The sequence below is a fragment of the Citrobacter sp. RHBSTW-00524 genome (assembly GCF_013747755.1).
Lineage (GTDB): Bacteria > Pseudomonadota > Gammaproteobacteria > Enterobacterales > Enterobacteriaceae > Citrobacter > Citrobacter braakii.
In genome coordinates this window covers 2,818,577-2,842,287 of sequence record NZ_CP056421.1, presented here as the reverse complement: position 1 = coordinate 2,842,287, position 23,711 = coordinate 2,818,577, and the positions used below count along the sequence as shown (strand labels likewise).

The 23,711-nt window shown below is 51.4% G+C and carries 22 protein-coding genes and 1 other RNA gene; 13 read left to right on the top strand and 10 right to left on the bottom strand.

Annotated elements, in window-relative coordinates; genetic code table 11:
• Nucleotides 1-12: 12 nt before the first annotated feature.
• The 6 genes from ydiB to ydiK form a co-directional block, all read right to left on the bottom strand.
• Nucleotides 13-879 (bottom strand): quinate/shikimate dehydrogenase, encoded by an 867-nt coding sequence (ydiB, locus tag HV229_RS13675; RefSeq protein WP_016156358.1) that lies wholly within the window; start codon nucleotides 877-879, stop codon nucleotides 13-15.
• Between the two features lie 21 nt (nucleotides 880-900).
• On the bottom strand, nucleotides 901-2,136 hold the full coding sequence (locus HV229_RS13670; protein WP_047417810.1) for an MFS transporter: 1,236 nt from the start codon (nucleotides 2,134-2,136) through the stop codon (nucleotides 901-903).
• A 240-nt stretch (nucleotides 2,137-2,376) separates the two neighbouring features.
• The gene (locus HV229_RS13665) at nucleotides 2,377-3,597 is read right to left on the bottom strand and encodes an MFS transporter (protein ID WP_049281889.1); all 1,221 of its coding nucleotides are present in this window, start codon (nucleotides 3,595-3,597) and stop codon (nucleotides 2,377-2,379) included.
• Nucleotides 3,598-3,645: 48 nt separating this feature from the next.
• Nucleotides 3,646-4,002 carry a YdiL family protein gene (locus HV229_RS13660; protein WP_019076677.1) on the bottom strand — a complete coding sequence of 119 codons (357 nt, stop codon included), beginning with the start codon at nucleotides 4,000-4,002 and terminating at the stop codon, nucleotides 3,646-3,648.
• A 158-nt stretch (nucleotides 4,003-4,160) separates the two neighbouring features.
• Nucleotides 4,161-4,268, bottom strand: an RNA gene (rprA, locus tag HV229_RS13655) — antisense sRNA RprA.
• Between the two features lie 184 nt (nucleotides 4,269-4,452).
• The gene (ydiK, locus tag HV229_RS13650; RefSeq protein WP_016156362.1) at nucleotides 4,453-5,562 is read right to left on the bottom strand and encodes an AI-2E family transporter YdiK; all 1,110 of its coding nucleotides are present in this window, start codon (nucleotides 5,560-5,562) and stop codon (nucleotides 4,453-4,455) included.
• Between the two features lie 213 nt (nucleotides 5,563-5,775).
• Between ydiK and HV229_RS13645 the strand changes: the two genes are divergently transcribed.
• The 3 genes from HV229_RS13645 to HV229_RS13635 all read left to right on the top strand — a co-directional run bounded on the left by HV229_RS13645 (nucleotide 5,776) and on the right by HV229_RS13635 (nucleotide 9,505).
• The gene (locus tag HV229_RS13645) at nucleotides 5,776-8,832 is read left to right on the top strand and encodes an FAD-binding and (Fe-S)-binding domain-containing protein (RefSeq protein ID WP_181545663.1); all 3,057 of its coding nucleotides are present in this window, start codon (nucleotides 5,776-5,778) and stop codon (nucleotides 8,830-8,832) included.
• Nucleotides 8,829-9,239: a 1,4-dihydroxy-2-naphthoyl-CoA hydrolase gene (menI, locus tag HV229_RS13640; RefSeq protein WP_016152900.1), complete on the top strand. Its 411-nt coding sequence runs from the start codon at nucleotides 8,829-8,831 to the stop codon at nucleotides 9,237-9,239. The genes HV229_RS13645 and menI overlap by 4 nt, the downstream gene beginning before the upstream one ends.
• Before the next feature lie 77 nt (nucleotides 9,240-9,316).
• Entirely contained in the window at nucleotides 9,317-9,505 is a 189-nt protein-coding gene (locus HV229_RS13635; RefSeq protein WP_029139522.1) for a YdiH family protein, read from the top strand.
• Nucleotides 9,506-9,572: 67 nt separating this feature from the next.
• On the opposite strand, the gene HV229_RS13630 is transcribed toward HV229_RS13635, so the two are convergent.
• Entirely contained in the window at nucleotides 9,573-10,424 is an 852-nt protein-coding gene (locus tag HV229_RS13630; protein WP_049268703.1) for a Vmh family MBL fold metallo-hydrolase, read from the bottom strand.
• 122 nt (nucleotides 10,425-10,546) lie between these two features.
• Here HV229_RS13630 and HV229_RS13625 point away from each other — a divergent pair, with 122 nt between their 5' ends.
• From HV229_RS13625 to HV229_RS13590, 8 genes are all read left to right on the top strand, one after another.
• Nucleotides 10,547-11,434: a LysR family transcriptional regulator gene (locus HV229_RS13625; RefSeq protein WP_181545662.1), complete on the top strand. Its 888-nt coding sequence runs from the start codon at nucleotides 10,547-10,549 to the stop codon at nucleotides 11,432-11,434.
• 769 nt (nucleotides 11,435-12,203) lie between these two features.
• Nucleotides 12,204-12,572: a Fe-S cluster assembly scaffold SufA gene (sufA, locus tag HV229_RS13620; RefSeq protein WP_016152905.1), complete on the top strand. Its 369-nt coding sequence runs from the start codon at nucleotides 12,204-12,206 to the stop codon at nucleotides 12,570-12,572.
• A gap of 8 nt (nucleotides 12,573-12,580) precedes the next feature.
• Nucleotides 12,581-14,068: a Fe-S cluster assembly protein SufB gene (sufB, locus tag HV229_RS13615; RefSeq protein ID WP_016152906.1), complete on the top strand. Its 1,488-nt coding sequence runs from the start codon at nucleotides 12,581-12,583 to the stop codon at nucleotides 14,066-14,068.
• A gap of 16 nt (nucleotides 14,069-14,084) precedes the next feature.
• Nucleotides 14,085-14,831: a Fe-S cluster assembly ATPase SufC gene (sufC, locus tag HV229_RS13610; protein WP_016152907.1), complete on the top strand. Its 747-nt coding sequence runs from the start codon at nucleotides 14,085-14,087 to the stop codon at nucleotides 14,829-14,831.
• Nucleotides 14,806-16,077 (top strand): Fe-S cluster assembly protein SufD, encoded by a 1,272-nt coding sequence (gene sufD / locus HV229_RS13605; protein ID WP_181545661.1) that lies wholly within the window; start codon nucleotides 14,806-14,808, stop codon nucleotides 16,075-16,077. The genes sufC and sufD overlap by 26 nt, the downstream gene beginning before the upstream one ends.
• On the top strand, nucleotides 16,074-17,294 hold the full coding sequence (sufS, locus tag HV229_RS13600) for a cysteine desulfurase SufS (RefSeq protein ID WP_016156370.1): 1,221 nt from the start codon (nucleotides 16,074-16,076) through the stop codon (nucleotides 17,292-17,294). Before sufD ends, sufS begins: the two co-directional genes overlap by 4 nt.
• A gap of 12 nt (nucleotides 17,295-17,306) precedes the next feature.
• Nucleotides 17,307-17,723: a cysteine desulfuration protein SufE gene (gene sufE / locus HV229_RS13595; RefSeq protein ID WP_016152910.1), complete on the top strand. Its 417-nt coding sequence runs from the start codon at nucleotides 17,307-17,309 to the stop codon at nucleotides 17,721-17,723.
• Between the two features lie 118 nt (nucleotides 17,724-17,841).
• Nucleotides 17,842-18,846 (top strand): L,D-transpeptidase family protein, encoded by a 1,005-nt coding sequence (locus HV229_RS13590; protein ID WP_016152911.1) that lies wholly within the window; start codon nucleotides 17,842-17,844, stop codon nucleotides 18,844-18,846.
• Nucleotides 18,847-18,914: 68 nt separating this feature from the next.
• Here HV229_RS13590 and lpp read toward each other — a convergent pair whose 3' ends face one another.
• From lpp to HV229_RS26305, 3 genes are all read right to left on the bottom strand, one after another.
• A complete protein-coding gene (gene lpp / locus HV229_RS13585) occupies nucleotides 18,915-19,151 on the bottom strand; it encodes a murein lipoprotein Lpp (protein ID WP_003029373.1) in 237 nt (78 codons plus the stop codon).
• A gap of 309 nt (nucleotides 19,152-19,460) precedes the next feature.
• The gene (gene pykF / locus HV229_RS13580) at nucleotides 19,461-20,873 is read right to left on the bottom strand and encodes a pyruvate kinase PykF (RefSeq protein WP_016152912.1); all 1,413 of its coding nucleotides are present in this window, start codon (nucleotides 20,871-20,873) and stop codon (nucleotides 19,461-19,463) included.
• Between the two features lie 7 nt (nucleotides 20,874-20,880).
• A complete protein-coding gene (locus tag HV229_RS26305) occupies nucleotides 20,881-21,075 on the bottom strand; it encodes a hypothetical protein (protein WP_242637968.1) in 195 nt (64 codons plus the stop codon).
• A 940-nt stretch (nucleotides 21,076-22,015) separates the two neighbouring features.
• On the opposite strand from HV229_RS26305, the gene HV229_RS13575 reads away from it, so the two are divergent.
• On the top strand, nucleotides 22,016-23,038 hold the full coding sequence (locus HV229_RS13575; RefSeq protein WP_142417868.1) for an ATP-binding cassette domain-containing protein: 1,023 nt from the start codon (nucleotides 22,016-22,018) through the stop codon (nucleotides 23,036-23,038).
• Nucleotides 23,031-23,699, top strand: a complete 669-nt coding sequence (locus HV229_RS13570) for a methionine ABC transporter permease (RefSeq protein WP_016152914.1) — start codon at nucleotides 23,031-23,033, stop codon at nucleotides 23,697-23,699. The genes HV229_RS13575 and HV229_RS13570 overlap by 8 nt, the downstream gene beginning before the upstream one ends.
• Nucleotides 23,700-23,711 lie beyond the last annotated feature (12 nt).

Below are 23,711 nucleotides of genomic sequence, written 5' to 3'. Positions count from 1 at the left end.
AATGCTTGCCCATCAGGCTGCAAAACCCATAACCTGTTTCACATACTCAAGAGGGAAATCTTTCCCGGTCCAGAGTTTAAACTGTTCAGCCCCTTGCCATAACAACATGCCGTAACCATCAATCGTTTTGCAACCGGCAAGTTGTGCCTGTTGCAATAATTTGGTCATATGCGGGTTGTAGACGCATTCAGTCACCAGCAGATCCGGGCGTAGCAGGGAAACGTCGGTTACCAGAGATTCGTTCTCCAGCGGCTTCATTCCCACTTTCGTACCGTTAGTCAGAATATCCGCGCTGGCCAGTGCGTCCGCAAAAGCCTGTCGATCGTCGAGATCGATAACGGTGACCACGCAGTCGGTATTTTCATTAACACGTTTGGCGAATTCCTGCGCTTTGGCAAAGAACTCATCTTGACGGTTAAAGAGTTTGATTTCTTTGATGCCTTCAATCGCCGCCTGGGCGCCAATGGCCGTTGACGCGCCGCCTGCGCCCAACAGTACCATGGTTTTACCCCTGATATCGAAACCGCTTTCCTTGATGGCGCGAATATGCCCCGTGCCATCAGTATTGTAGCCGCGCAGGTAACCATCATCATTGACGATAGTATTAATCGCGCCGACCAGTTTGGCTGCAGGCGTTAATTCATCAACATATTCACATGCCAGTTGCTTGTTGGGCATTGAGACTCCGGTACCGCGCATTTTTAAGGCCTTCAGCCCGGCAATCGCATTAGCAAACGTGGAGTTATCGACTTCAAATGCCATGTAGGTAAAAGGTAATCCCGCTTTTTCTAATGCCTTATTTTGCATTTCAGGCGACAGGCTGTGTCTGATAGGGTAGGCCATCAGACCAATCAGTTCATATTTTGCAGTTACGTCCATTTGATACTCCTTCTAAGCAATTTATTGAAAATAACGTTCGCCCAACCGCACATCATTTTTGGGAATATCAAATACGCGGTAGTAACGAATAAAGACGATAATGGCGGTGATGAAGGCCAGCAAAGCAAATGCGAGGTCCAGCAAAATGATGTACTGCAGGCCTATGTTAGAAAGGTATCCGGTGATTAATGGGATAATAAAGTTGGCTACGCCCCCCATCATCATATAAATACTGGTGACCTTGGCTTTGCTCCTGGGGAAAAACTCTGACATCACCGAAACGCCGAGCTGTAAAATACCGCCTGCGGCAGAAAACCCGATAAGAAATGAACCGGCGTTACACACCAATGGGGATGGATATAAATAGATAACCGCTGCGGTGAGGGTTGCCAGCCCGGCGTTAAATACATTCGCCCAAATGGGTCGAACCATTTTCTTGAGCAGTGCAGCAAAAATAAACACGCAGACCAGCGATCCCATACTGTAGTAAGAGATGGTTTTCAGCGCGTCGGCTTCTGCCATGCCGGCAAATGCCATCGCGTATTTCGGCATCCAGACTACGATGACGTAAAAGGTCGAAAATGCGGCCACCCCAAACATAACGGAGGCTACGCCTTCCAGCCAGACCAGCGGTTTACTGTTCATCTGCGGTAGCTCTTTTGCAATGCCCGCATCCACCATCTGGCTGGGGAAACGGCTTTTGAGCAGCATCAACGTTATGACGACGAACAGTACCCCCGGGATAATGACCGCATAGCCGTACCAGATATGGTTGAGCAGCATGGTGCTGACGACGATGGGGTAGATCATCTGCCCGAATGAGACCATCGCTTTAACCAGGATAACAGCTGATCCAGATGCCTTAGGGAAGCATTCCATCAATGCCGGATAGCCCCCTGTATCCAGGGCCGAGTTAGCGACGCCGACACAAACAGCGAGAATAAAGGCAATCATCAGATTCGGGCTGGCGGGAATGCCGAAGAAAAACAGCATGTACAGAATTGCCCCTAACAGAATGATAGCCCGTCTACCAAATTTATCTGAGAGCACGCCAAAGAATAAAATACTCACCAGGCGACCAAGACCAATGCCGGAAATTAAATAGGCTATCCCAGCATTGTCGGTGGAAAATTTTTCTGCGAGAGAGCTCATATTTTGCGCCAGTGTAATGACGCTAATGCCATGTAAAAAATAACTTAAATAAATACAGATTATCGCCAAAAGAAATGGCGTATTAAAGGTCTTATTTTGAGACATGTTCACAACTCCTTGCGGATTTTAAAATTGTTCTGTGCTCGTCGATATTGTTTAAATTGCGGCGACCTTGTGATTAATATACCGGGGTGCTGATATTGTGCCTACATAGCATGGCGTTTAAGTTACCAGGTATGTTGCATGCTCAACTGTGAAACTTAATTCTTTCAACCAACATTTTGCTGAAGTTTTAAAACCGCGACCAATTATTTTGCAACGGGGGAGAACAATATTGCATCCGCGTTATTTTACGACCGTCGCCATGTTTAGTTGCTGCTTTGTCGTGATACGGCTGCGATAGCCAATAAACAATGCTAACAGGAAGCCTACCGCGGCTATGCCGGTATCAAACCACATGATGTGAGCAATGCTGGTCTGCGAGAGTCTTGCCGTTATCAGTGGGATGGTGAAGGTCGCAATGCTGCCCGCACTGTAGTAAATCCCGGTGGCTTTGCCCTTCGCATCGGGAAAGCGTGCGGCCATCAGCGTTAAACCGATTTGTACAACGCCTCCGGCTGAAGAGAAACCGATGACAAACGCGAAGACGATCACCATGTAGATCGACGGATGCAGGCAGACCATCAGCAATGCGATAAATGAGATAAAGGTGTACAGCATTAACAGAGAGGTTGCGCGCCCCGTCTTTCGTGCCAGTGGCGCGGTGATCAACACACACAGTAGAGAACCGCAGGTGTAAATGCTTAACAGCTTGATCGATAAGGTGTAGGACATCCCAGCGACAAACTGTCCGTACTGTGCCAACCACTGGCTTATCAGATAAAATGTCGCCATGGCGATGTAGCCGTACAGAGTGTAACTGGTGAGATCAAGAAGAGAACAACGATGTTCAGATTGTATGCTTTTCTGTTCAACGGGTAATGCCTTGAGGGGGGCTTGATGCCCAGGATGGGCCGGGAATCGACAGCGAAACAAAAATACGCCATTGATTAGCATCACCGCGGCCGCCACAAGGAAGGACCAGCCAAACCAAAGTTCTGCCCACACCAGCAGACTGATAATCATCGGCAGCAGAAACTGACCGATGGAAACAAACGCTTTAATTAAGATATTAGCCGTGCCGGGAGAGCGGGGAAACGCCTCCATCAGGCTGGGGTAAGTTCCGGCGTCAAGAAAACTGTTTGCCATTCCGGCTAAAAATCCAAAAGCATAGGCAATATAAATGCTGTGAGTATTGATGATGCCTACAAAGAACAGCAGGTAGCAGGCCATGCCGAAAATAATAAACGGTCTGCGGCCATAGCGATCGGAAAGCATGCCCGCCACCAATAACACGCTTAAACGGCCAATGCCGAGTGAGGAAATAACAATTGAGACGCCTGCGGCATCGGTGTGCCACTGTTGTTCCAGTGAAGACATATTGAGGCTCATCAGAATGACCCCCATGCCGTGTACCAGGTAATTAAAGTACAGCCCTATCGCAGTGGAGAAATAGGTGTTTTTCATAATATGTTACTCAGCGAAGAGGCTAAATGAGTGTGGCGCTGCGGTCTCTTAACACAAACGCTCAAGGTCGTGGGCATACAGTTCAACAGCGGCCGATTGATAGATTTTCCAGTCGAGAAAATCATCGTGCTGATAAACCGCCTGAAAAGAGTTCAGATCGGGAAAGAAACGCATGGTGTTATTACCGATACGGTTATTTATTTTTTCGATAATGGCGTTAATTCTTAACTTTCGTCTGGCTTTCATTTCTGCACAAATGCGCGTGATGTCTTCCGGGATTTCCCTTTCGCCATTCTCCCATTGTTGCCAGGCGGCAACATTGTGATCCCGCGAGATATACATAGCGCTTTCTTCTACCGTCATAGCAAAAATATGGCGGATAGCCTGGAGTTCTAATGCGTTCATTATTTGATCACCTCATAAAAGACGGTGGAATAGTAATAACATTGCTGTGGATATTTCGGCTTGAAGAGAGTCACAGTATCTTGTGCAATATTATTTGTTTATCAACGGGGAAGAGCGGAGCTGTGGTGCGGTAAGGTTGGTGGCGAGGCGCGCGAAGGACAAAAAAAAGCCCATCGTGGGAGATGGGCAAAGACTACACACAGCAATTCGTTGTTTCACTCAGGGGATTTCCATGCTTATAAATCAATGTGTTGATCTAAAGCCATGGGCTAATAGTAGGCATACTGATTTTTTACGTCGATCAGATTCATCTCAATAGTTTAAAAACTGTAAATAATTTGCGAAGCAAATGAGTATTTAAAGAAGGATAACGTTGGGTCTTATTCAGTAAGCGGGCGGAATTGATTAGTATTGTTAAACAATCAGGCGGCGGTGCCGCCTGACGTGGGATTACTTATTGCGTTCGATTTCAGCAATTTCTTCGAGGATTTCGTCGGGATCGCTACCTGGCGCAGGGGCTTCGTTTACCCAGGCGGAGAACAGACGCCAGGACACGGCCAGTACCACCGGGCCGATAAACAGACCAATCATGCCGAAGGCAATCAGTCCGCCGATGACCCCTGAGAGAATCAGGATCAGTGGCAAATCGGCCCCCATGCGAATCAGCATCGGGCGAATAACGTTATCCAGCGTTCCGACCACGCCGCTCCACACCAGCAGCACCGTGCCCCAGGTTGAATCGCCCGTCCAGTACAGCCAGATAATGGCCGGGACCAGCACCGGCAATGGTCCCAGTTGCACCAGACAAGACAGGATCATCAATACCGCCAGCAGCGTGGCGTACGGCACGCCGGTTACCGCCAGACCAATGCCACCGAGCACTGCCTGCACCAGCGCGGTGACCACAACGCCTAATGCGACGGCGCGAATGGCTTGTGCTGCCAGCAGAATGGCGGCATCGCCACGTTTGGATGCCAGGCGACAAGCGAAGTGGCGAATACCTAACGCCACCTGTTCACCGCGCCAGTACAGCAGGGCGCTGAACAGCAGCATCAGACCACAGTGCATCATAAAGCGGCCAAGATGTGCAGCCTGGCCAACAAACCAGGTCGTCGTTGTGCCGATATAAGGACGAACCTTGGCCATGATGGCCGCGCCGCCCATATCCAGCAGACTGTGCCACGCGGCATACAATTTTGCGCCGACCAACGGAATACTGTTCAGCCACGCCAGATCCGGCAGGGTCATATCGCCTGCGGTTACGGCATGGATCAATGGCCCGCTGCCATCAACAATGCTATTGACCAGTAGCGCGATAGGAATGATGAACAACAGCACCAGCAGCAGGGTCATCACCAGCACGGCCAGCGAGCGACGGCCCCAGAGCAATTTTTGTAAGCGTAGCAGGATCGGCCAGGTCGCAATGACCACCGTCCCCGCCCATGCAAAACCGAGGATAAAGGGCTGAACAATCCAAAGACAGGCCACAATCATGACGGCTAAAAACAGCGCCGATAGCAGCACTTGTGCAATATCCTTGGGCTGGCGGAAATTTACCATAAATACTTTTCACCTTTGTCTTTGCGCCAGAACGTTGACGCGACGTGAACACTTAAATGACACCCTGTAATGATGAGCAATTTCAGCGGTTTTTAACAGGCGGATTCTGCCTGTAAATCTGCTGAGCGTATTAGAAAAAAATGTGATACAACAAACAAAGCAACACGCAAACGATTAAATTCACAACACAGACCGCAGGAAAGGGTCACTATAATGATTCCACAAATTTCTCAGGCGCCAGGTGTCGTTCAACTGGTGCTCAATTTTTTGCAGGCACTGGAGCAGCAAGGATTTACGGGCGATACGGCAACGAGCTATGCCGATCGTCTGACAATGTCGACGGATAACAGTATTTATCAGCTGCTTCCTGATGCTGTCGTATTCCCTCGTTCAACCGCAGATGTGGCGCTCATCGCTCGTCTGGCGGCGGAACCTCTTTTCTCTTCGTTGATTTTTACCCCACGCGGCGGCGGCACCGGGACCAACGGTCAGGCGCTGAATCAGGGCATTATTGTTGATATGTCCCGCTATATGAGCCGCATCATTGAAATCAATGCGCAGGAAGGTTGGGTGCGGGTCGAAGCCGGGGTGATAAAAGACCAGCTCAACCAGTTTCTGAAGCCTTACGGCTATTTCTTTGCCCCCGAGTTATCCACCAGTAACCGGGCAACGCTGGGTGGGATGATCAATACCGACGCATCCGGACAAGGCTCGTTGGTTTACGGTAAAACCTCCGATCACGTGCTGGGTATCCGCGCGGTGCTAATGGGCGGCGATATTCTTGATACCCAGCCAATGCCGGTCGAACTTGCCCAAACGCTGGGTAATAGCAACACCACTATTGGCCGCATTTACAAGACGGTTTATGAGCGTTGCCGCGACAACCGACAGCTGATCATTGATAAATTCCCGAAACTTAATCGCTTCCTGACCGGTTACGATCTGCGGCACGTCTTTAACGATGAGATGACCGAATTTGATTTAACCCGCATTCTTACCGGCTCTGAAGGTACGCTGGCGTTTATCACCGAAGCCCGTCTCGATATCACGCCGCTACCCAAAGTCAGACAACTGGTTAACGTTAAGTACGACTCTTTCGACTCGGCATTGCGTAATGCCCCGGTGATGGTGGAAGCGCGCGCGCTGTCGGTAGAAACCGTCGACTCCAAAGTGCTTAACCTGGCACGGGAAGATATTGTCTGGCACTCGGTAAGTGAATTGATTACCGATGTGGCGGATAAAGAGATGCTGGGTCTGAATATTGTGGAGTTTGCCGGTGACGATGAAGCATTGATTGATTCGCAAGTCAGCGCACTGTGCGAACGGCTGGATGGCTTAATCGCGCGTCAGGAAGCGGGCGTTATAGGCTGGCAGCTATGTACCGAGCTGGCAGGCGTCGAACGCATTTACGCGATGCGTAAAAAAGCCGTCGGTCTGCTGGGGAATGCGAAAGGGGCCGCGAAGCCGATTCCGTTTGCTGAAGATACCTGCGTTCCGCCGGAACATCTGGCTGACTATATTGCCGAGTTCCGCGCGCTGCTCGATAGCCACGGCCTGAGTTACGGCATGTTTGGTCACGTAGATGCAGGCGTGCTGCACGTCAGACCGGCGCTGGATATGTGCGACCCGCAGCAGGAAGTGCTGATGAAACGCATTTCTGACGATGTTGTCGCGCTGACGGCAAAATATGGCGGTCTGCTGTGGGGCGAGCACGGGAAAGGTTTTCGTGCAGAATATAGCCCGGCGTTCTTCGGTGAGGAATTGTATCGCGAACTGCGTAAAGTGAAATCGGTGTTTGATCCGCAAAACCGGCTCAATCCGGGCAAAATCTGTCCACCGGAGGATGTTGATGCGCCGATGATGAAAGTGGACGCGGTGAAGCGTGGAACGTATGACCGTCAGATCCCGCTGGCCGTACGCCAGGAGTGGCGTGGGGCGATGGAGTGTAACGGCAACGGGTTATGCTTTAACTTTGATGCGAAAAGCCCGATGTGTCCGTCGATGAAAATCAGCCTCAACCGTATCCATTCACCGAAAGGGCGAGCTACGCTGGTGCGTGAATGGCTGCGTCTGTTGGCAGATCGCGGGATTGACCCGCTACAGCTGGAAAAAGAGCTACCGGAAAAACGTGCCAGTTTACGTACGCTGATTGCCCGTACCCGCAATAGCTGGCATGCGCGCAAAGGCGAATACGATTTCTCGCACGAAGTGAAAGAGGCAATGTCGGGTTGTCTGGCGTGTAAAGCCTGTTCCACACAGTGTCCGATTAAAATCGATGTGCCGGAGTTCCGCTCACGCTTCCTGCAGTTGTATCACACGCGTTATCTGCGGCCGTTGCGCGATCACATGGTGGCGACCGTTGAGAGCTATGCGCCTTTAATGGCGCGGGCGCCCAACACGTTTAACTTCTTCATCAACCAGCCGCTGGTGCGTAATCTGGCTAAAAAGCACATCGGCATGGTCGACTTACCGCTGCTGTCTGCGCCGTCGCTTCAACGTCAGCTGGTTGGTCATCGTTCCGCCAATATGACGCTGGAACAGCTCGAATTACTCAGCCTTGAGCAAAAAAACCGTACGGTGCTGGTGGTGCAGGATCCGTTCACCAGCTATTACGATGCACAGGTGGTGGCTGATTTTATACGTCTGGTTGAAAAGCTGGGTTTGCAGCCGGTACTGCTGCCGTTCTCGCCAAACGGCAAGGCCCAGCATATTAAGGGCTTTTTAAACCGTTTTGCTAAAACCGCAAAGAAAACATCTGAGTTTCTCAATCGGGTGGCGAAGCTGAATATTCCGATGGTGGGTGTCGATCCGGCGCTGGTGCTTTGCTATCGCGATGAATACAAACTGGCGCTCGGGGAACAGCGGGGTGATTTCCATGTGTTACTCGCCAACGAATGGTTATCGACGGTTGTGGAGTCACAGCAGCCAGTGGCTGTGGGCGGTGAACCGTGGTACTTCTTTGGACACTGTACCGAAGTGACGGCCCTGCCGGGCGCGCCTGCTCAGTGGGCGGCTATTTTTGCCCGCTTTGGCGCAAAGCTGGAGAACATCAGCGTAGGGTGCTGTGGCATGGCGGGCACCTATGGCCACGAAGTGAAGAATCATCAGAACTCACTGGGGATCTATGAGCTATCATGGCACCAGGCAATGCAACGATTGCCGCGTAACCGTTGTCTGGCTACCGGATACTCCTGTCGCAGTCAGGTTAAACGCGTTGAAGGTACGGGCGTTCGCCATCCATTACAGGCACTGCTGGAGATTATAGGATGATCTGGAAACGTGAAGTCACACTCGAAGCGCTCAACGCCATGGGTGAAGGAAATATGGTTGGGCTGCTTGATATTCGTTTTGTGCACATTGGCGATGACACGCTGGAAGCCACAATGCCGGTAGACCACCGTACTAAACAACCATTTGGTTTGCTGCACGGCGGCGCGTCCGTAGTGCTGGCTGAGAGCATTGGTTCGGTGGCTGGCTACCTGTGTACTCAGGGTGAGCAGAAAGTGGTGGGCCTGGAGGTCAACGCCAACCATATTCGCTCGGCGCGGGAAGGGCGCGTCAGAGGGGTATGTCGCGCGGTGCATACTGGCTCTCGTCATCAGGTATGGCAAATCGAAATCTTCGATGAGCAGGGACGATTGTGCTGCACGTCGCGTCTGACGACAGCAATTTTGTGATGCATATTGCTTTTGGTCATTATCTGCACAGGGAATGGTGTTATACTGTGCAGGTTTTGAACACAAGCGAGGATGATATGTCTACCCAATTAGACCCGGCCCAACTGGCAATAGAGTTTTTACGTCGTGATAAAACCGATCTTTCACCAGCTCAGTACCTGAAAAGACTGAAACAGTTAGAGCTGGAGTTCGCGGATTTATTGACGCTTTCTTCGACTGAACTTAAAGAAGAGATCTATTTTGCCTGGCGCATGGGCGTTCATTGATTCCGGTATGCTTATCGTAATGAAACCCCGACACGCGTTCGGGGTTATTTTTTGCGTTAAATCTCAATCACCACTTCATCTCACCAGTATTAACCTTCGCACTTAGCTCCAGAGAACTTGCGTCTGCAAGACCTGGCCATGCCGCGGTGATGGTTTTAATCACATAATCCGAACCTTTCTTCGCCCCTAACGCCTGCTCAAACGATTGCAGATAGTCCTGTGTGAAGCGGATCGCTTTATCGCCCGCAGGGCGTTCGCCGATGTAATGCCCCGGGACCACCTGGGTGGGTTGTAACTTCTGCATTTCGCCCAGTACGCTACGCCACGCGCTACGCTGTTCTGCAGATTGCGTATCCGCCGTCCAGACGTGTATACCAGACGCCACGCCGGTACCGCCAATAATGGCACGGTTCGCCGGGATCCAGACGTAGGCTGCATAATCATTAGGGTGGCGCAGTTCCAGCGTTTCACCATCAACCGTGAAATGCGTTTGCGTTGTCGCCTGCGGAACGGTGAGCGATGTTGGCGCACCATCCTTCATTTGCGGACCCCAGAATTGCAGTTTGGCCTCTTTGGTGGCACGGATATGGTCTACTACGTGCGGTGTTGCCAGGACTTTTACCTGTGGGAAGGCTTTGACGATAGGCTGCAGTCCGAAATAGAAATCCGGATCGCCGGAGGTGATCACGATGGCCTTCAGCGTTTTACCGCTGGCGCGAATCATCTGCACCAGTTGTTCACCATCTTTAGTACTGAACTGTGCGTCAAACAATATTGCTTCTTTCGGTCCTGAAACCAGCGTTGAAGAGACCGGGAAAATAGCCTTGTCCTGTGGATTGTAGACGTCCAGCTGTAGCGTCGCGGCAAAGGCTGAAGAGGCGAACAGAGGTAACAGCAGGGCCAGCGTTTTAACTTTCATGTCAGGTATCCTTGTGCAGGAAATTGTCTTTTGATAGTTCCTGTATTTTAAGGAAATTCGGATCTGTTAGAATTCCCTTATTAGGACATGCTGAGTTTCATAAAACGATCGGATGGGATGCAATGGACAGAGTGATGGCGGCAACGGTATTCAACCATATCTGTGATTTGGGCAGTCTGAGCGCCGCCGCGCGTGCGCTGGGGCTTTCCCGTCCGATGGTCAGTCGTTACCTCGACGAGATGGAGAAATGGGCGGGTGCAAGGCTTATCCATCGCTCGTCGCGCCGTCTGACAATCACGCCAGCGGGTGAAGAGGCATTAGTGAAAACGCGTTCTCTGGCGCAGCTTTCGCTGGATATTGGTGCCGCCAGCGCCGCGCAAACTCCCTCTGGCACGCTACGTGTGGCCTGTGCGCATTTTACAGCTATGCATATTTTAGCGCCGGTCCTGCCCGCGTTTCTGACGAAGTATCCGCAACTGCGTATCGAGGTGGAGATCAATAATCAACCGGTAAGCCTCGTGGGAGAACGCATTGATGTGGCGATCCGTATAACGGAAAACCCTGAATCTGGAACTATCGCCCGTCGCCTTGGCGACTGTAAATCGGTACTGTGCGCGTCTGTAGAGTACCTGCATCAACATGGCACTCCTGAGACTATCGACGACCTTACGTGGCATAATTGTCTGTACTACAGCGGGTTTGCCGGAAAATCCTGGCACTTTCTGGATGCCCAGGGGCGGGCTGCCGCTGTTGCGATTAAAGGCAATTTGAGCGCCGGGATCTCTTCGTTGCTTTGTGAGTCGGCGTTGGCGGGAACGGGCATTGCGCTGGTGCCGGAACTGGAGGCGCGGGAAGGGCTGGCACAGGGAAAGCTGGTTAGACTCTTGCCCGAGCTTCAACCAAAAAGCCTGCCAATTTATGGTTTATATCTTTCGCGGGAGCATCAGCCTGCAGGACTGCGCCTGTTGCTGGACGCGCTCAGTGAAAAACAGCGCCTAATAATTGATTGAATACGCTTATAAAATAGTCAAATCGCAATTTGTGTTAAACAAAACATATCCGGAAGTGAGATTATTCTTATCGCCCCTTCAAGAGCTAAGCCATCGTGAGTGCCGGAGATAAGCGCCGGATGGGGCCGGAACCCTTAAGCCTGCCAGCAAGCAGCCTTAAGGGTTTTTTGTTGTCTTCACGTAGTGCCCGAACGGGATTGTACCTACTTGCCGTGAGTCTGCAGACCGGTGTTGTCAAAAAATACCCGTGGTGACATTTAAGTTTAAAGAATCATAACCGCTTTATATCGCACAGAGAATGCAGAACAGACGCTTTGGTAAATCATTACTGTGTGTGCTGTTCTGGTCACCGTATCAGCTTGAAAATAATATAACCCCTGCCTACGGGCGAGTGAAAAATGGCAATGGGTGGTTAGCCAGCCGTTAACTTTTGTCCGTTCACCGCTCTGCGAATCTCATCTCTGATAACTCCCTGGTTAGGTATAGCCTGACAGAGGAAGTTACCCCTTCTATCACAGAAATAGTCATTTTCTATACATCTTTTGATTATCGACCTGTCTCGCCGATTGAAATTACTTAATCCATTATTAATCAATGCATTGAACAAAAAAATCCATCCCTGTTAACCCACGCAGCAGGGTCTATGCTTAGTAAAAGGGGTCAAAAAGGGCGATTAACCCGAATGCCCCTGCTGTTGAGGGGTTGAAGTGATAATCATTATCACTAACATGTTGTTATAGCTTGAAAGCTAGTGACTCGAGGTAACCCTATGGAATTGCATTCAGGAACATTTAACCCGGACGATTTTGCCTGGCGTGGTCTGACGTTAACGCCAGCGGCTGCGGCGCACATCCGCGAGCTGGTGGCAAAGCAACCCGACATGTTAGGCGTGCGTTTAGGCGTGAAGCAAACGGGATGCGCGGGATTTGGCTACGTGCTGGACACCGTTCGCCAGGCGGAAAAAGACGATCTGCTGTTTGAAACGGAGGGGGCCAGACTTTATGTACCGTTACAGGCGATGCCGTTCATCGACGGCACAGAAGTCGATTTCGTGCGCGAAGGATTAAATCAGCTATTTAAATTTCATAACCCGAAAGCCCAGAACGAATGCGGCTGTGGCGAAAGTTTTGGGGTATAGGCGGTACTATGTCTCGTAATACTGAAGCAACTGACGATGTCAACACCTGGGCTGGCGGGCACCTTAATTACAAAGAGGGCTTCTTCACCCATCTACAAACCGATGAGCTGGCGAAAGGGATTAACGAAGATGTCGTGCGCGCGATTTCGGCAAAACGTAATGAACCCGACTGGATGCTGGAATTTCGCCTGAATGCCTTTAAAGCGTGGCTGACCATGGAAGAGCCGCACTGGCTAAAAGCGCATTACGATAAGCTGAACTACCAGGAGTACAGTTATTACTCCGCGCCGTCCTGCGGTAATTGCGATGAAACCTGCGCGTCTGAGCCGGGCGCGGTGCAGCAAACGGGGGCGAATGCGTTTTTAAGTAAAGAAGTTGAGGACGCATTCGAGCAGCTTGGCGTGCCGGTCCGCGAAGGCAAAGAGGTGGCGGTTGATGCCATTTTTGACTCGGTGTCGGTGGCGACAACTTATCGCGATAAACTGGCGGAACAGGGCATTATTTTCTGTTCGTTTGGTGAGGCGATTCACGATCACCCTGAGCTGGTAAAACAATATCTGGGTACGGTTGTCCCGGGTAATGACAATTTTTTTGCGGCGCTGAATGCGGCGGTGGCCTCCGACGGCACGTTTATTTATGTCCCGAAAGGTGTACGTTGCCCAATGGAACTGTCGACCTATTTCCGTATAAATGCGGAAAAAACCGGTCAGTTTGAACGCACCATTCTGGTTGCGGATGAGGGCAGTTACGTCAGCTATATCGAAGGCTGTTCAGCCCCGGTACGCGATAGCTACCAACTGCATGCCGCGGTGGTGGAAGTCATCATCCACAAAGATGCCGAAGTGAAATACTCGACGGTACAAAACTGGTTCCCTGGTGATGGTAACACCGGCGGCATTTTGAACTTCGTCACCAAGCGCGCTCTGTGCGAAGGCGAAAACAGCAAAATGTCGTGGACGCAGTCGGAAACCGGCTCGGCCATTACCTGGAAATACCCAAGCTGTATTCTGCGCGGCGACAACTCTATCGGCGAATTCTACTCCGTCGCGCTGACCAGTGGTTATCAGCAGGCCGATACCGGCACCAAGATGATCCACATCGGCAAGAACACCAAATCGACCATTATCTCGAAAGGGATCTCCGCGGGACACAGTCAAAACAGCTATCGCGGCTTAGTGAAGATCATGCCGACCGCAACCAACGCCCGCAACTATACCCAATGCGACTCGATGCTGATTGGCGCGGATTGTGGAGCGCACACCTTCCCGTATGTGGAGTGTCGTAACAACAGCGCCCAGCTTGAGCATGAAGCCACGACCTCGCGCATTGGTGAAGACCAACTGTTTTACTGTTTGCAGCGCGGCATCAGCGAAGAAGATGCCATTTCGATGATCGTTAATGGTTTCTGTAAAGACGTGTTCTCTGAACTGCCGCTGGAATTTGCCGTTGAAGCGCAAAAACTTCTCGCCATAAGTCTTGAACACAGCGTCGGTTAAAATTTAAGGAAAGCACATGTTAAGCATTAAAAATTTACAGGTCAGTGTGGAAGATAAGGCGATCCTGCGTGGGCTGAGCCTGGATATTGGCCCCGGAGAGGTACACGCCATTATGGGGCCGAACGGTTCCGGGAAAAGTACGCTTTCCGCAACGCTCGCCGGGCGCGATGACTACGAAGTCACCGGCGGGACGGTAGAATTCAACGGTAAGGATTTACTGGAACTGTCACCCGAAGACCGGGCCGGTGAAGGGATCTTTATGGCATTTCAGTATCCGGTAGAAATCCCCGGCGTCAGTAATCAGTTTTTCCTGCAAACGGCACTGAATGCGGTGCGCAGCTACCGTGGTGAAGAGTCGCTGGACAGGTTTGACTTCCAGGATCTGATGGAGGAGAAAATCGCGTTATTGAAGATGCCGGAAGATTTGTTAACGCGTTCGGTCAACGTTGGTTTCTCCGGTGGCGAGAAAAAGCGTAATGACATTTTGCAAATGGCGGTGCTGGAACCTCAGCTGTGCATTCTTGATGAGTCGGACTCCGGGCTGGATATCGACGCGCTGAAAGTCGTTGCGGATGGCGTGAACTCGCTGCGCGACGGGCAACGTTCATTCATTATCGTCACCCACTATCAGCGCATCCTGGATTACATCAAACCCGATTATGTGCACGTTCTCTACCAGGGGCGAATTGTGAAATCCGGCGATTTCACGCTGGTCAAACAACTGGAGGAGCAAGGTTATGGCTGGCTTAGCGAACAGCAGTAACGTGCTGCAACAGTGGCATCATCTGTTTGAAACGCAAGGGAAGACGCGCTCGCACCATGCCCAGCAGCACCTGCAGCAGATGCTGCGTCTGGGACTGCCAACGCGTAAGCATGAGGACTGGAAATACACGCCGCTGGAAGGATTAACCAACAGCCAGTTTGTCAGTCATGTCACTGAGATAACGTCCGCCCAGTGTGAAGCGTTAGCGCCGGCTATTGATGCTGTCCGCCTGGTGTTTGTTGACGGGCAATTCTGTCCAACGCTCAGCGACAGCGTGGAAGGTAGCGGTTTTAACATTACCGTTGATGATGTGCGCCAGTCGCTACCGGCGGCTATCCAACCGGAAGTCTTTCTGCACCTGACCGAAAGCCTCTCCCGCAGCGTAACGCACATTCAGGTGAAGCGTAACCAGCGACCGGCAAAACCGTTGCTGCTGCTGCACATTACCCAGGGGCTGGCGGGCGAAGAGGTGAACACGGCGCACTATCGCCACCATCTGGACCTGGCAGAAGGCGCAGAAGCCACCGTCATTGAACACTATGTCAGCCTCAGCGAATATCGCCATTTTACCGGTGCACGATTAACGATGAACGTCGCGGCAAACGCACACTTGCGCCACATCAAACTGGCGTTTGAGAATCCGCTCAGCCACCACTTCGCGCATAATGATATTCAGTTGGGCGCTGATGCCACGGCCGCCAGCCACAGCTTTTTACTCGGTGATGCGGTGTTGCGCCATAACACCAGCACCCAGCTTAACGGCGAAAACACCACGCTTCGGCTTAACAGCCTGGCGATGCCGGTGAAAAATGAAGTCTGCGATACCCGCACCTGGCTTGCGCACAACAAGGGATATTGCAACAGTCGACAACTGCATAAAACGATTGTCAGCGATAAGGGGCGCGCGGTATTCAATGGCCTGATCAACGTCGCTCAGCACGCCATTAAAACCGACGGTCAGATGACCAACAATAATTTGCTGCTCGGAAAACTGTCGGAAGTGGATACCAAGCCGCAGCTTGAAATTTACGCCGACGACGTGAAATGCAGCCACGGGGCGACGGTAGGGCGGATCGACGACGAGCAGATGTTCTATCTGCGTTCGCGCGGGATCGGCCAGCAGGATGCCCAACAAATGATTCTCTATGCGTTTGCCGCTGAGCTGACGGAAGCCCTGGGCGAGGAAACGCTGAAACAACAGGTCCTGGCACGGATCGCCCAACGCTTGCCGGGAGGCGTAGCATGACATTTCCCATTGAAAAAGTGCGGGCTGATTTTCCGGTCCTGACGCGTGAAGTGAACGGTTTACCGTTGGCGTATCTGGATAGCGCCGCCAGCGCGCAAAAGCCCAACCAGGTGATTGATGCCGAAGCCGAGTTTTACCGTCATGGCTATGCCGCGGTCCACCGCGGGATCCATACGCTGAGCGCGCAGGCCACGGAAAAAATGGAGAATGTGCGCAAGCTCGCCTCGCTGTTTATCAACGCCCGTTCAGCTGAAGAACTGGTGTTTGTTCGCGGCACAACGGAAGGTATCAACCTGGTGGCTAACAGCTGGGGCGGCAGCAATGTGCGGGCGGGCGATAACATTATCATCAGCGAAATGGAGCACCACGCCAATATTGTGCCCTGGCAGATGTTGTGCGCCCGCGTAGGTGCAGAACTGCGCGTTATTCCGCTCAATACAGAGGGTACGTTGCAACTGGAAACGCTGCCGACGCTGTTTGACGATCGCACGAAACTGCTGGCGATTACCCATGTGTCTAACGTGCTGGGCACGGAAAACCCATTGGTTGAGATGATTGAGCTGGCGCATCAATACGGCGCGAAAGTGCTGGTGGATGGCGCACAGGCAGTTATGCATCATCAGGTGGATGTGCAGGCGCTGGATTGCGACTTCTATGTTTTCTCTGGGCACAAGCTCTACGGGCCAACCGGTATTGGCGTTCTGTATGCCAGAGAGTCGTTGCTGCAGGAGATGCCGCCGTGGGAAGGCGGTGGATCGATGATTGCGACGGTGAGCCTGAGCCAGGGGACGACGTGGGCCAAAGCCCCCTGGCGGTTTGAAGCCGGAACGCCAAACACCGGGGGGATTATTGGACTCGGCGCGGCTATTGAATATGTTTCCGCGCTGGGGCTTACTGAAATCAGCGAATATGAACAATTCCTGATGCGCTATGCGCTGGAACAGCTGGCGGATGTGCCGGATTTAACGCTCTACGGGCCGGATAATCGTCTGGGGGTGATTGCGTTTAACCTCGGCAAACATCATGCCTATGACGTCGGGAGTTTTCTTGATAACTATGGCATCGCCGTGCGGACAGGGCATCACTGCGCCATGCCGCTGATGGCCTACTATAACGTTCCTGCGATGTGCCGGGCGTCGATTGCCATGTACAACACCCACGAAGAAGTGGATCGCCTGGTAACGGGCCTCAAGCGTATTCATCACTTACTGGGATAACAGGGAGGCGTTATGGCTGCGCTGCCGGATAAAGAAAAGTTGTTGCGTAATTTTCTGCGTTGCGCTAATTGGGAAGAGAAATACCTGTACATTATTGAACTGGGTCAGCGTTTGCCGGAATTAAACGACGACGATCGTAATACGGAAAATAGCATCCAGGGCTGTCAAAGTCAGGTATGGATTGTCATGCGTCAGAATGCTGAAGGAATTATTGAATTACAGGGCGACAGCGATGCGGCAATTGTGAAAGGGCTTATCGCTGTCGTATTCATTTTATATGACCGCATGACGGCCCAGGATATTGTGAATTTTGATGTGCGTCCGTGGTTTGAAAAAATGGCGCTCGCACAGCATCTCACACCGTCTCGTTCACAAGGGCTGGAGGCGATGATTCGGGCTATTCGCACCAAAGCCGCAACTCTTAGCTAAACTGATAAAACACGTCAATTTTCAGCTCGACGTGAAAGAGTGAGGTAGTGCAACGCAGTGACTCGTAGGCCGGATCGGGCGCTCGACGCCGTCCGGCAGGAACGCCAGGGGGGTGAGTATGAAACGCGCGTCTGTTATTACGTTAATGCTAATCGGCGCTTACAGCGCTATTCAGGCCGCATGGGCGGTCGATTATCCTTTGCCTCAGGCGAACAGCCGTCTTGTTGGGCAAAATCAAACTTACACCGTGCAGGAAGGCGATAAAAACCTACAGGCGATTGCCCGTAAGTTTGATACCGCCGCAATGCTGATCCTTGAAGCCAATAATACTATTGCCCCCGTACCTAAACCCGGAACGCTGATTACTATTCCCTCGCAATTACTGCTACCGGATGCACCCCGAGAAGGCATTATTGTGAATCTGGCGGAACTGCGTCTGTATTACTTCCCGCCGGGAGAGAATATTGTTCAGGTTTTCCCAATTGGTATCGGTTTACAGGGGCTGGAAACGCCGGTAATGGAAACCCGGGTTGGGCAGAAAATCCCGAATCCGACCTGGACCCCTACAGCAGGCATCCGTAAACGCTCTTTGGAGCGCGGCATAACATTACCGCCGGTAGTACCTGCCGGGCCAAATAACCCGTTAGGACGCTTTGCACTGCGTCTGGCGCATGGAAACGGTGAATATCTGATCCATGGCACCAGTGCGCCTGACAGCGTGGGACTGCGCGTAAGTTCTGGGTGTATTCGCATGAACGCGCCGGACATCAAAGCACTGTTTGCTCAGGTCCGGACAGGAACGCCGGTTCGGGTGATTAATGAGCCGATAAAATATTCGATAGAGCCGAACGGAATGCGCTATGTCGAGGTGCATCGACCGCTGTCGCCGGAAGAGGAGCAAAACGTCCAGACCATGCCGTATGTGCTGCCAGCCGGTTTTACCCAGTTTAAAGACAATAAAGCCGTCGATAACAGTTTGGTGGAAAGAGCCTTGTATCGTCGTGCGGGCTATCCGGTCACCGTAACGGCCGGGCAAGCGTCGGTCGTAAGCAATGGCGCGGAAGTGAAGTCTGCACAGAATGGCGTGCCGGGAGAGGATGCAGAGGTGCGCGCTACGCAATAACAGGGAAGGGAAATTCAGAGCAAAAAAAATGGCGCACAATGTGCGCCATTTTTATTACACAGATACTATTACTTGCGGTATTTAGTAGCTGCGTTGTCCAGACGCTGGTTAGCGCGAGCTGCGTCATCTTTAGCAGCCTGAACGTCGGAACGCATTGCGTTCACGTCGTTGCTCAGCTGGTCAACTTTAGCGTTCAGAGTCTGAACGTCAGAAGACAGCTGATCGATTTTAGCGTTGCTGGAGCAACCTGCCAGCAGAGTAGAACCCAGGATTACCGCGCCCAGTACCAGTTTAGTACGATTCATTATTAATACCCTCTAGATTGAGTTAATCTCCATGTAGCGTTACAAGTATTACACAAAGTTTCTTATGTTGAGAATATTTTTTTGATGGGAATGCACTTATTTTTGATCGTTCGCTCAAAGAAGCATCGAATTGTGCAAAAACGGCTAAAAACCCGAGTGAAAACAGAAAGCTTCCATCGGATTCATCTTAGATAATCACGGATTAGATAGTGAAATCCGATTTGATTTTTTATTAATTGTAGCTATCGATAAAATAAAAAAAGCGCCACCAGGGCGCTTTTTTAAGCAAATTAATTCGCGTTGGAATTATTACAGCACGTGAACGGATGCCGTGTTGGTCGTGCCGCTCGGAACCAGTGCACCGGAAACCATCACCACAACGTCACCTTTCTGAGCCAGACCGCTTTCCAGAGCGACTTCTTTACCCAGACGATAGAAATCATCGGTAGAGCTGATTTCTTTAACCACCTGTGCAACAACGCCTTTGCTCAGCACCAGCTGACGCGCGGTAGTTTCGTTGGTGGTCAGCGCCAGGATAGTGGCATCCGGGAAATATTTACGTACTGCGCGAGCAGATTTACCGCCCTGGGTTGCTACAACGATCAGCGGAGCATCCAGTTTTTCTGCAGTTTCAACTGCGCCACGGCAAACGGCTTCGGTGATGCGCAGTTTGCGGCTGTCGTTGTTGAAGTCCAGACGGCTGGTCATCACGCGGTCGGTACGCTCACAAATGGTTGCCATGATGGTGACGGCTTCCAGCGGGTATTTACCTTTTGCAGACTCGCCAGACAGCATTACTGCATCGGTACCGTCGAGGATGGCGTTCGCTACGTCACCGGCTTCAGCGCGGGTCGGACGCGGGTTTTTGATCATGGAGTCCAGCATCTGGGTCGCAGTGATAACGACTTTACGTGCACGGATACATTTTTCGATGATCATCTTCTGCGCGAAGATAACTTCTTCAACCGGGATCTCAACGCCCATGTCGCCACGAGCAACCATGATGCCGTCAGATGCTTCGAGGATTTCGTCGAAGTTGTTCAGGCCTTCCTGGTTTTCGATTTTGGAAATGATCTGGATGTTTTCGCCGCCGTGCGCTTTCAGGTGCTCACGGATTTCAACGACGTCAGAACGTTTACGGATAAAGGATGCTGCAACGAAGTCAACGCCTTGCTCGCAACCGAAGATCAGGTCCTGTTTGTCTTTTTCAGCCAGTGCTGGCAGCGCGATGGAAACGCCCGGCAGGTTAACGCCTTTGTTTTCGCCCAGGTCGCCGTTGTTCAGCACTTTACAGATAACTTTGTTACCTTCGATAGCGGTAACTTCCATGCCGATCAGACCATCGTCAACCAGAACGGTATTGCCGACGGACAGATCTTTAGTGAAGCCTTCATAAGTAACAGCAACGATTTCGTTGTTGCCGACGACAGATTTGTCGGTGGTGAAGGTGAAGGTTTGGCCCGCTTTCAGGGAAACGTCGTTACCGCCTTCCAGTTTGATGGTACGGATTTCCGGACCTTTGGTGTCGAGCAGGATTGCGGCTTTCTTGCCGGTTTTGCTCATGACGTTGCGCAAATTCTTGATGCGCTGACCGTGTTCTTCATAGTCCCCGTGGGAGAAGTTCAGACGCATGACGTTCATGCCCGCGTCCAGCATTTTGGTTAACATCTCTTCGGATTCGGTTTTCGGACCGATGGTGCAAACAATTTTCGTCTTTTTCATGACAGTCTTAGTCTTTAAGTTGAGAAGGATATGGAAATCTGGCTCCCGCCGCGCACGGACGGGAAGCTAAACCTGAGTTACGAAAGTTGTGATGCCTCGCTCTAAGGATAGGTGACATCGAAAGAGCGTGCAGAGGAATGTGTGCTTGTGTTTCAGCCCAACGGGATGGTGAGTTTTGTAGTCGTTGAGTTTTACAGGTCAATGTGCTGAAACCATTCAAGAGACAATTGGCGCGCATTATACGCTGAAAATTATCAAAAAGGAAAATGGAAACAGCGTTTCAAAACACTTCTGTGCAGTTTTACAGAAAATATTCATTAATTTGTTTCCAGGTATGGATAAAGAGGTTATTCGCAGCAGCATTTGTTGCGCAACAAGGTGTAATTGTCATCCCAATGCCGTTCAGCTAACACCTTAGTTTCAGAAAGCATCACCTGTGTTGGTAGAAGTTATGAATATGCTATCTCACGGTAAGGGTTCCGTTCACCTCATGTGCATCGTTTCTCTGAAACACTGATTCCTGTGAACGTGTTAAGGGTACTATCGCCGTACCCTTAACAATCCCGGCTCCCGGCGGGAAAATTGCCGCTCCGCGGTCCCCTCCGTTTATTCCTCCAGGCTACCGGGCCGGGCGCGAGGAAGCGTCCCTGCAAAACGCGCCCTGAACCCGCATCCCTGCGGGTTCTCCCGGCCTTACGGAAACACGTCGGCAATTTTCAGCCGGACCAGCCCACACCTGACCACCTGCGTTTTTATTGGAATATATCTGAACAGCAAAACAGAGTTAACTGGAAGTCAGTGCGTTGCAGCGATGACCCCGGTCAGGTTGAAAATCGATGAGCCTCCCTTGCACGTTCACGGGTATCTGCGCTTCAGAGAATTGATACCACTGAGGTGAACGGAACCCTGAGCCGAAATCATATGTTCTCAATAATGCTTAACTGACAAGCATTACATCCCAATCCCTGACTTTTTGTGTATAACGCCGACCAAACCAACATATTTCTAAAAGTTATATCAAATGCGTTTTAATTCATTTTAAAAGCCAATCTCACTGATTACACTCGTTTGGACATCCATACTGCTAAACAGCCAAAAGCGCTAGCAGCAGAACAATAAGCAGCAGCGGATACCTAAACGACATGATTGTCCTGAAAAATATTTCGAAAGTGTTTACGCCAGGCAGGTTTGCCATTACCGCTGTCGATAACGTCAACCTGACGGTTGAACAGGGACAGATTTACGGAATTATTGGTTACAGCGGGGCGGGGAAAAGCACCTTAATACGCTTACTTAATGGTCTGGAAAAACCGACTTCAGGCAGCGTAACGATTAACGGCCACGATATCTCTGCCGCCCGTGGGGAAGCGTTACGTCAGGCGCGACTGAAAATCAGCATGGTGTTTCAACACTTCAATTTGCTGTGGTCACGAACGGTTAGTGAAAATATTGCGTTCTCTATGCAAATTGCTGGAGCGCCAAAAGCATCAATTAAAGCGCGAGTTGCTGAACTGATTTCGCTGGTGGGGCTGAGCGGTCGTGAAAATGCGTATCCGTCTCAGCTGAGCGGTGGGCAAAAACAGCGGGTAGGAATTGCCCGTGCGTTGGCGAACAATCCTGACGTTCTGCTGTGTGACGAAGCCACCTCGGCGCTGGATCCGCAAACTACCGATCAGATCCTCGATTTGCTGCTCGATATTAATCGCCGCTTCAAATTAACCATTGTGCTGATCACGCATGAAATGCACGTGGTACGCAAAATCTGCGATCGCGTCGCGGTAATGGAAAACGGCAGGGTCGTTGAGGAAGGCGACGTGCTCAACGTCTTTACCCATCCCCAACAGCCGATCACCCGACAGTTCGTTCGTCAGGTGAGTCAGTACACCGAGGAAGATGAGTTTAACCCACAGTTGGCCCGCGAGCTGGGCGGTGTGGTGATCAAGCTAACGTTTACCGGGCAACGTACTCATAGGCCTGTGGTTGGCGAATTGACCCTGCGCTATGGCCTGCCGTTTAACATTTTACACGGCAAGATGACGCAAACCGCGCACGGTGTGTTTGGTCAGCTTTGGGTGCACGTTGTGGCCTCTGAGGAACAATTGAACAATATTTTGGCCGATCTGCGCCAGAGCGACATTGAAGGCGAGGTGATCAACCATGGCTGAAGAACTGTTTCCTCATCTGAAGTGGGAGCAACTGCTGGCAGCAACCCAGGAAACGCTCTACATGACGGTCCTTTCTGGCGCGGCGACCTTTGTCCTGGGCGTTGCACTTGGTCTGGCGCTGTTCCTGACCGCACGCGGCGGACTGTTTCACAATCGCGCGGTGTATAGCGTTATTTCGCTGGTGGTGAATATCTTTCGTTCCATCCCGTTCATCATTCTGATCGTGCTGCTGATCCCGTTTACCAAAGCGATGGTTGGCACCATTCTCGGCGCTAATGCCGCGTTGCCTGCGCTGATCGTAGGGGCCGCACCGTTTTATGCGCGTCTGGTCGAAATTGCCCTGCGTGAAGTCGACAAAGGCGTTATTGAAGCGACGCGTTCGATGGGCGCACGGCTAAGCACGCTTATTTTTCGGGTTTTACTGCCGGAATCCTCTCCTGCTCTGGTGTCCGGGATCACCGTGACGCTGATTGCGCTGGTCAGCTACAGCGCGATGGCAGGGGTGATTGGTGCCGGTGGTTTAGGGAATTTGGCCTATCTGGAAGGATTCCAGCGCAACCACAGCGACGTCACGCTGGTGGCGACGGTGACGATTTTGCTCATTGTCTTCATCATCCAGCTTTGCGGCGATGTGATCACCTCTCTGTTAGATAAACGCTAATAAAATACGGAA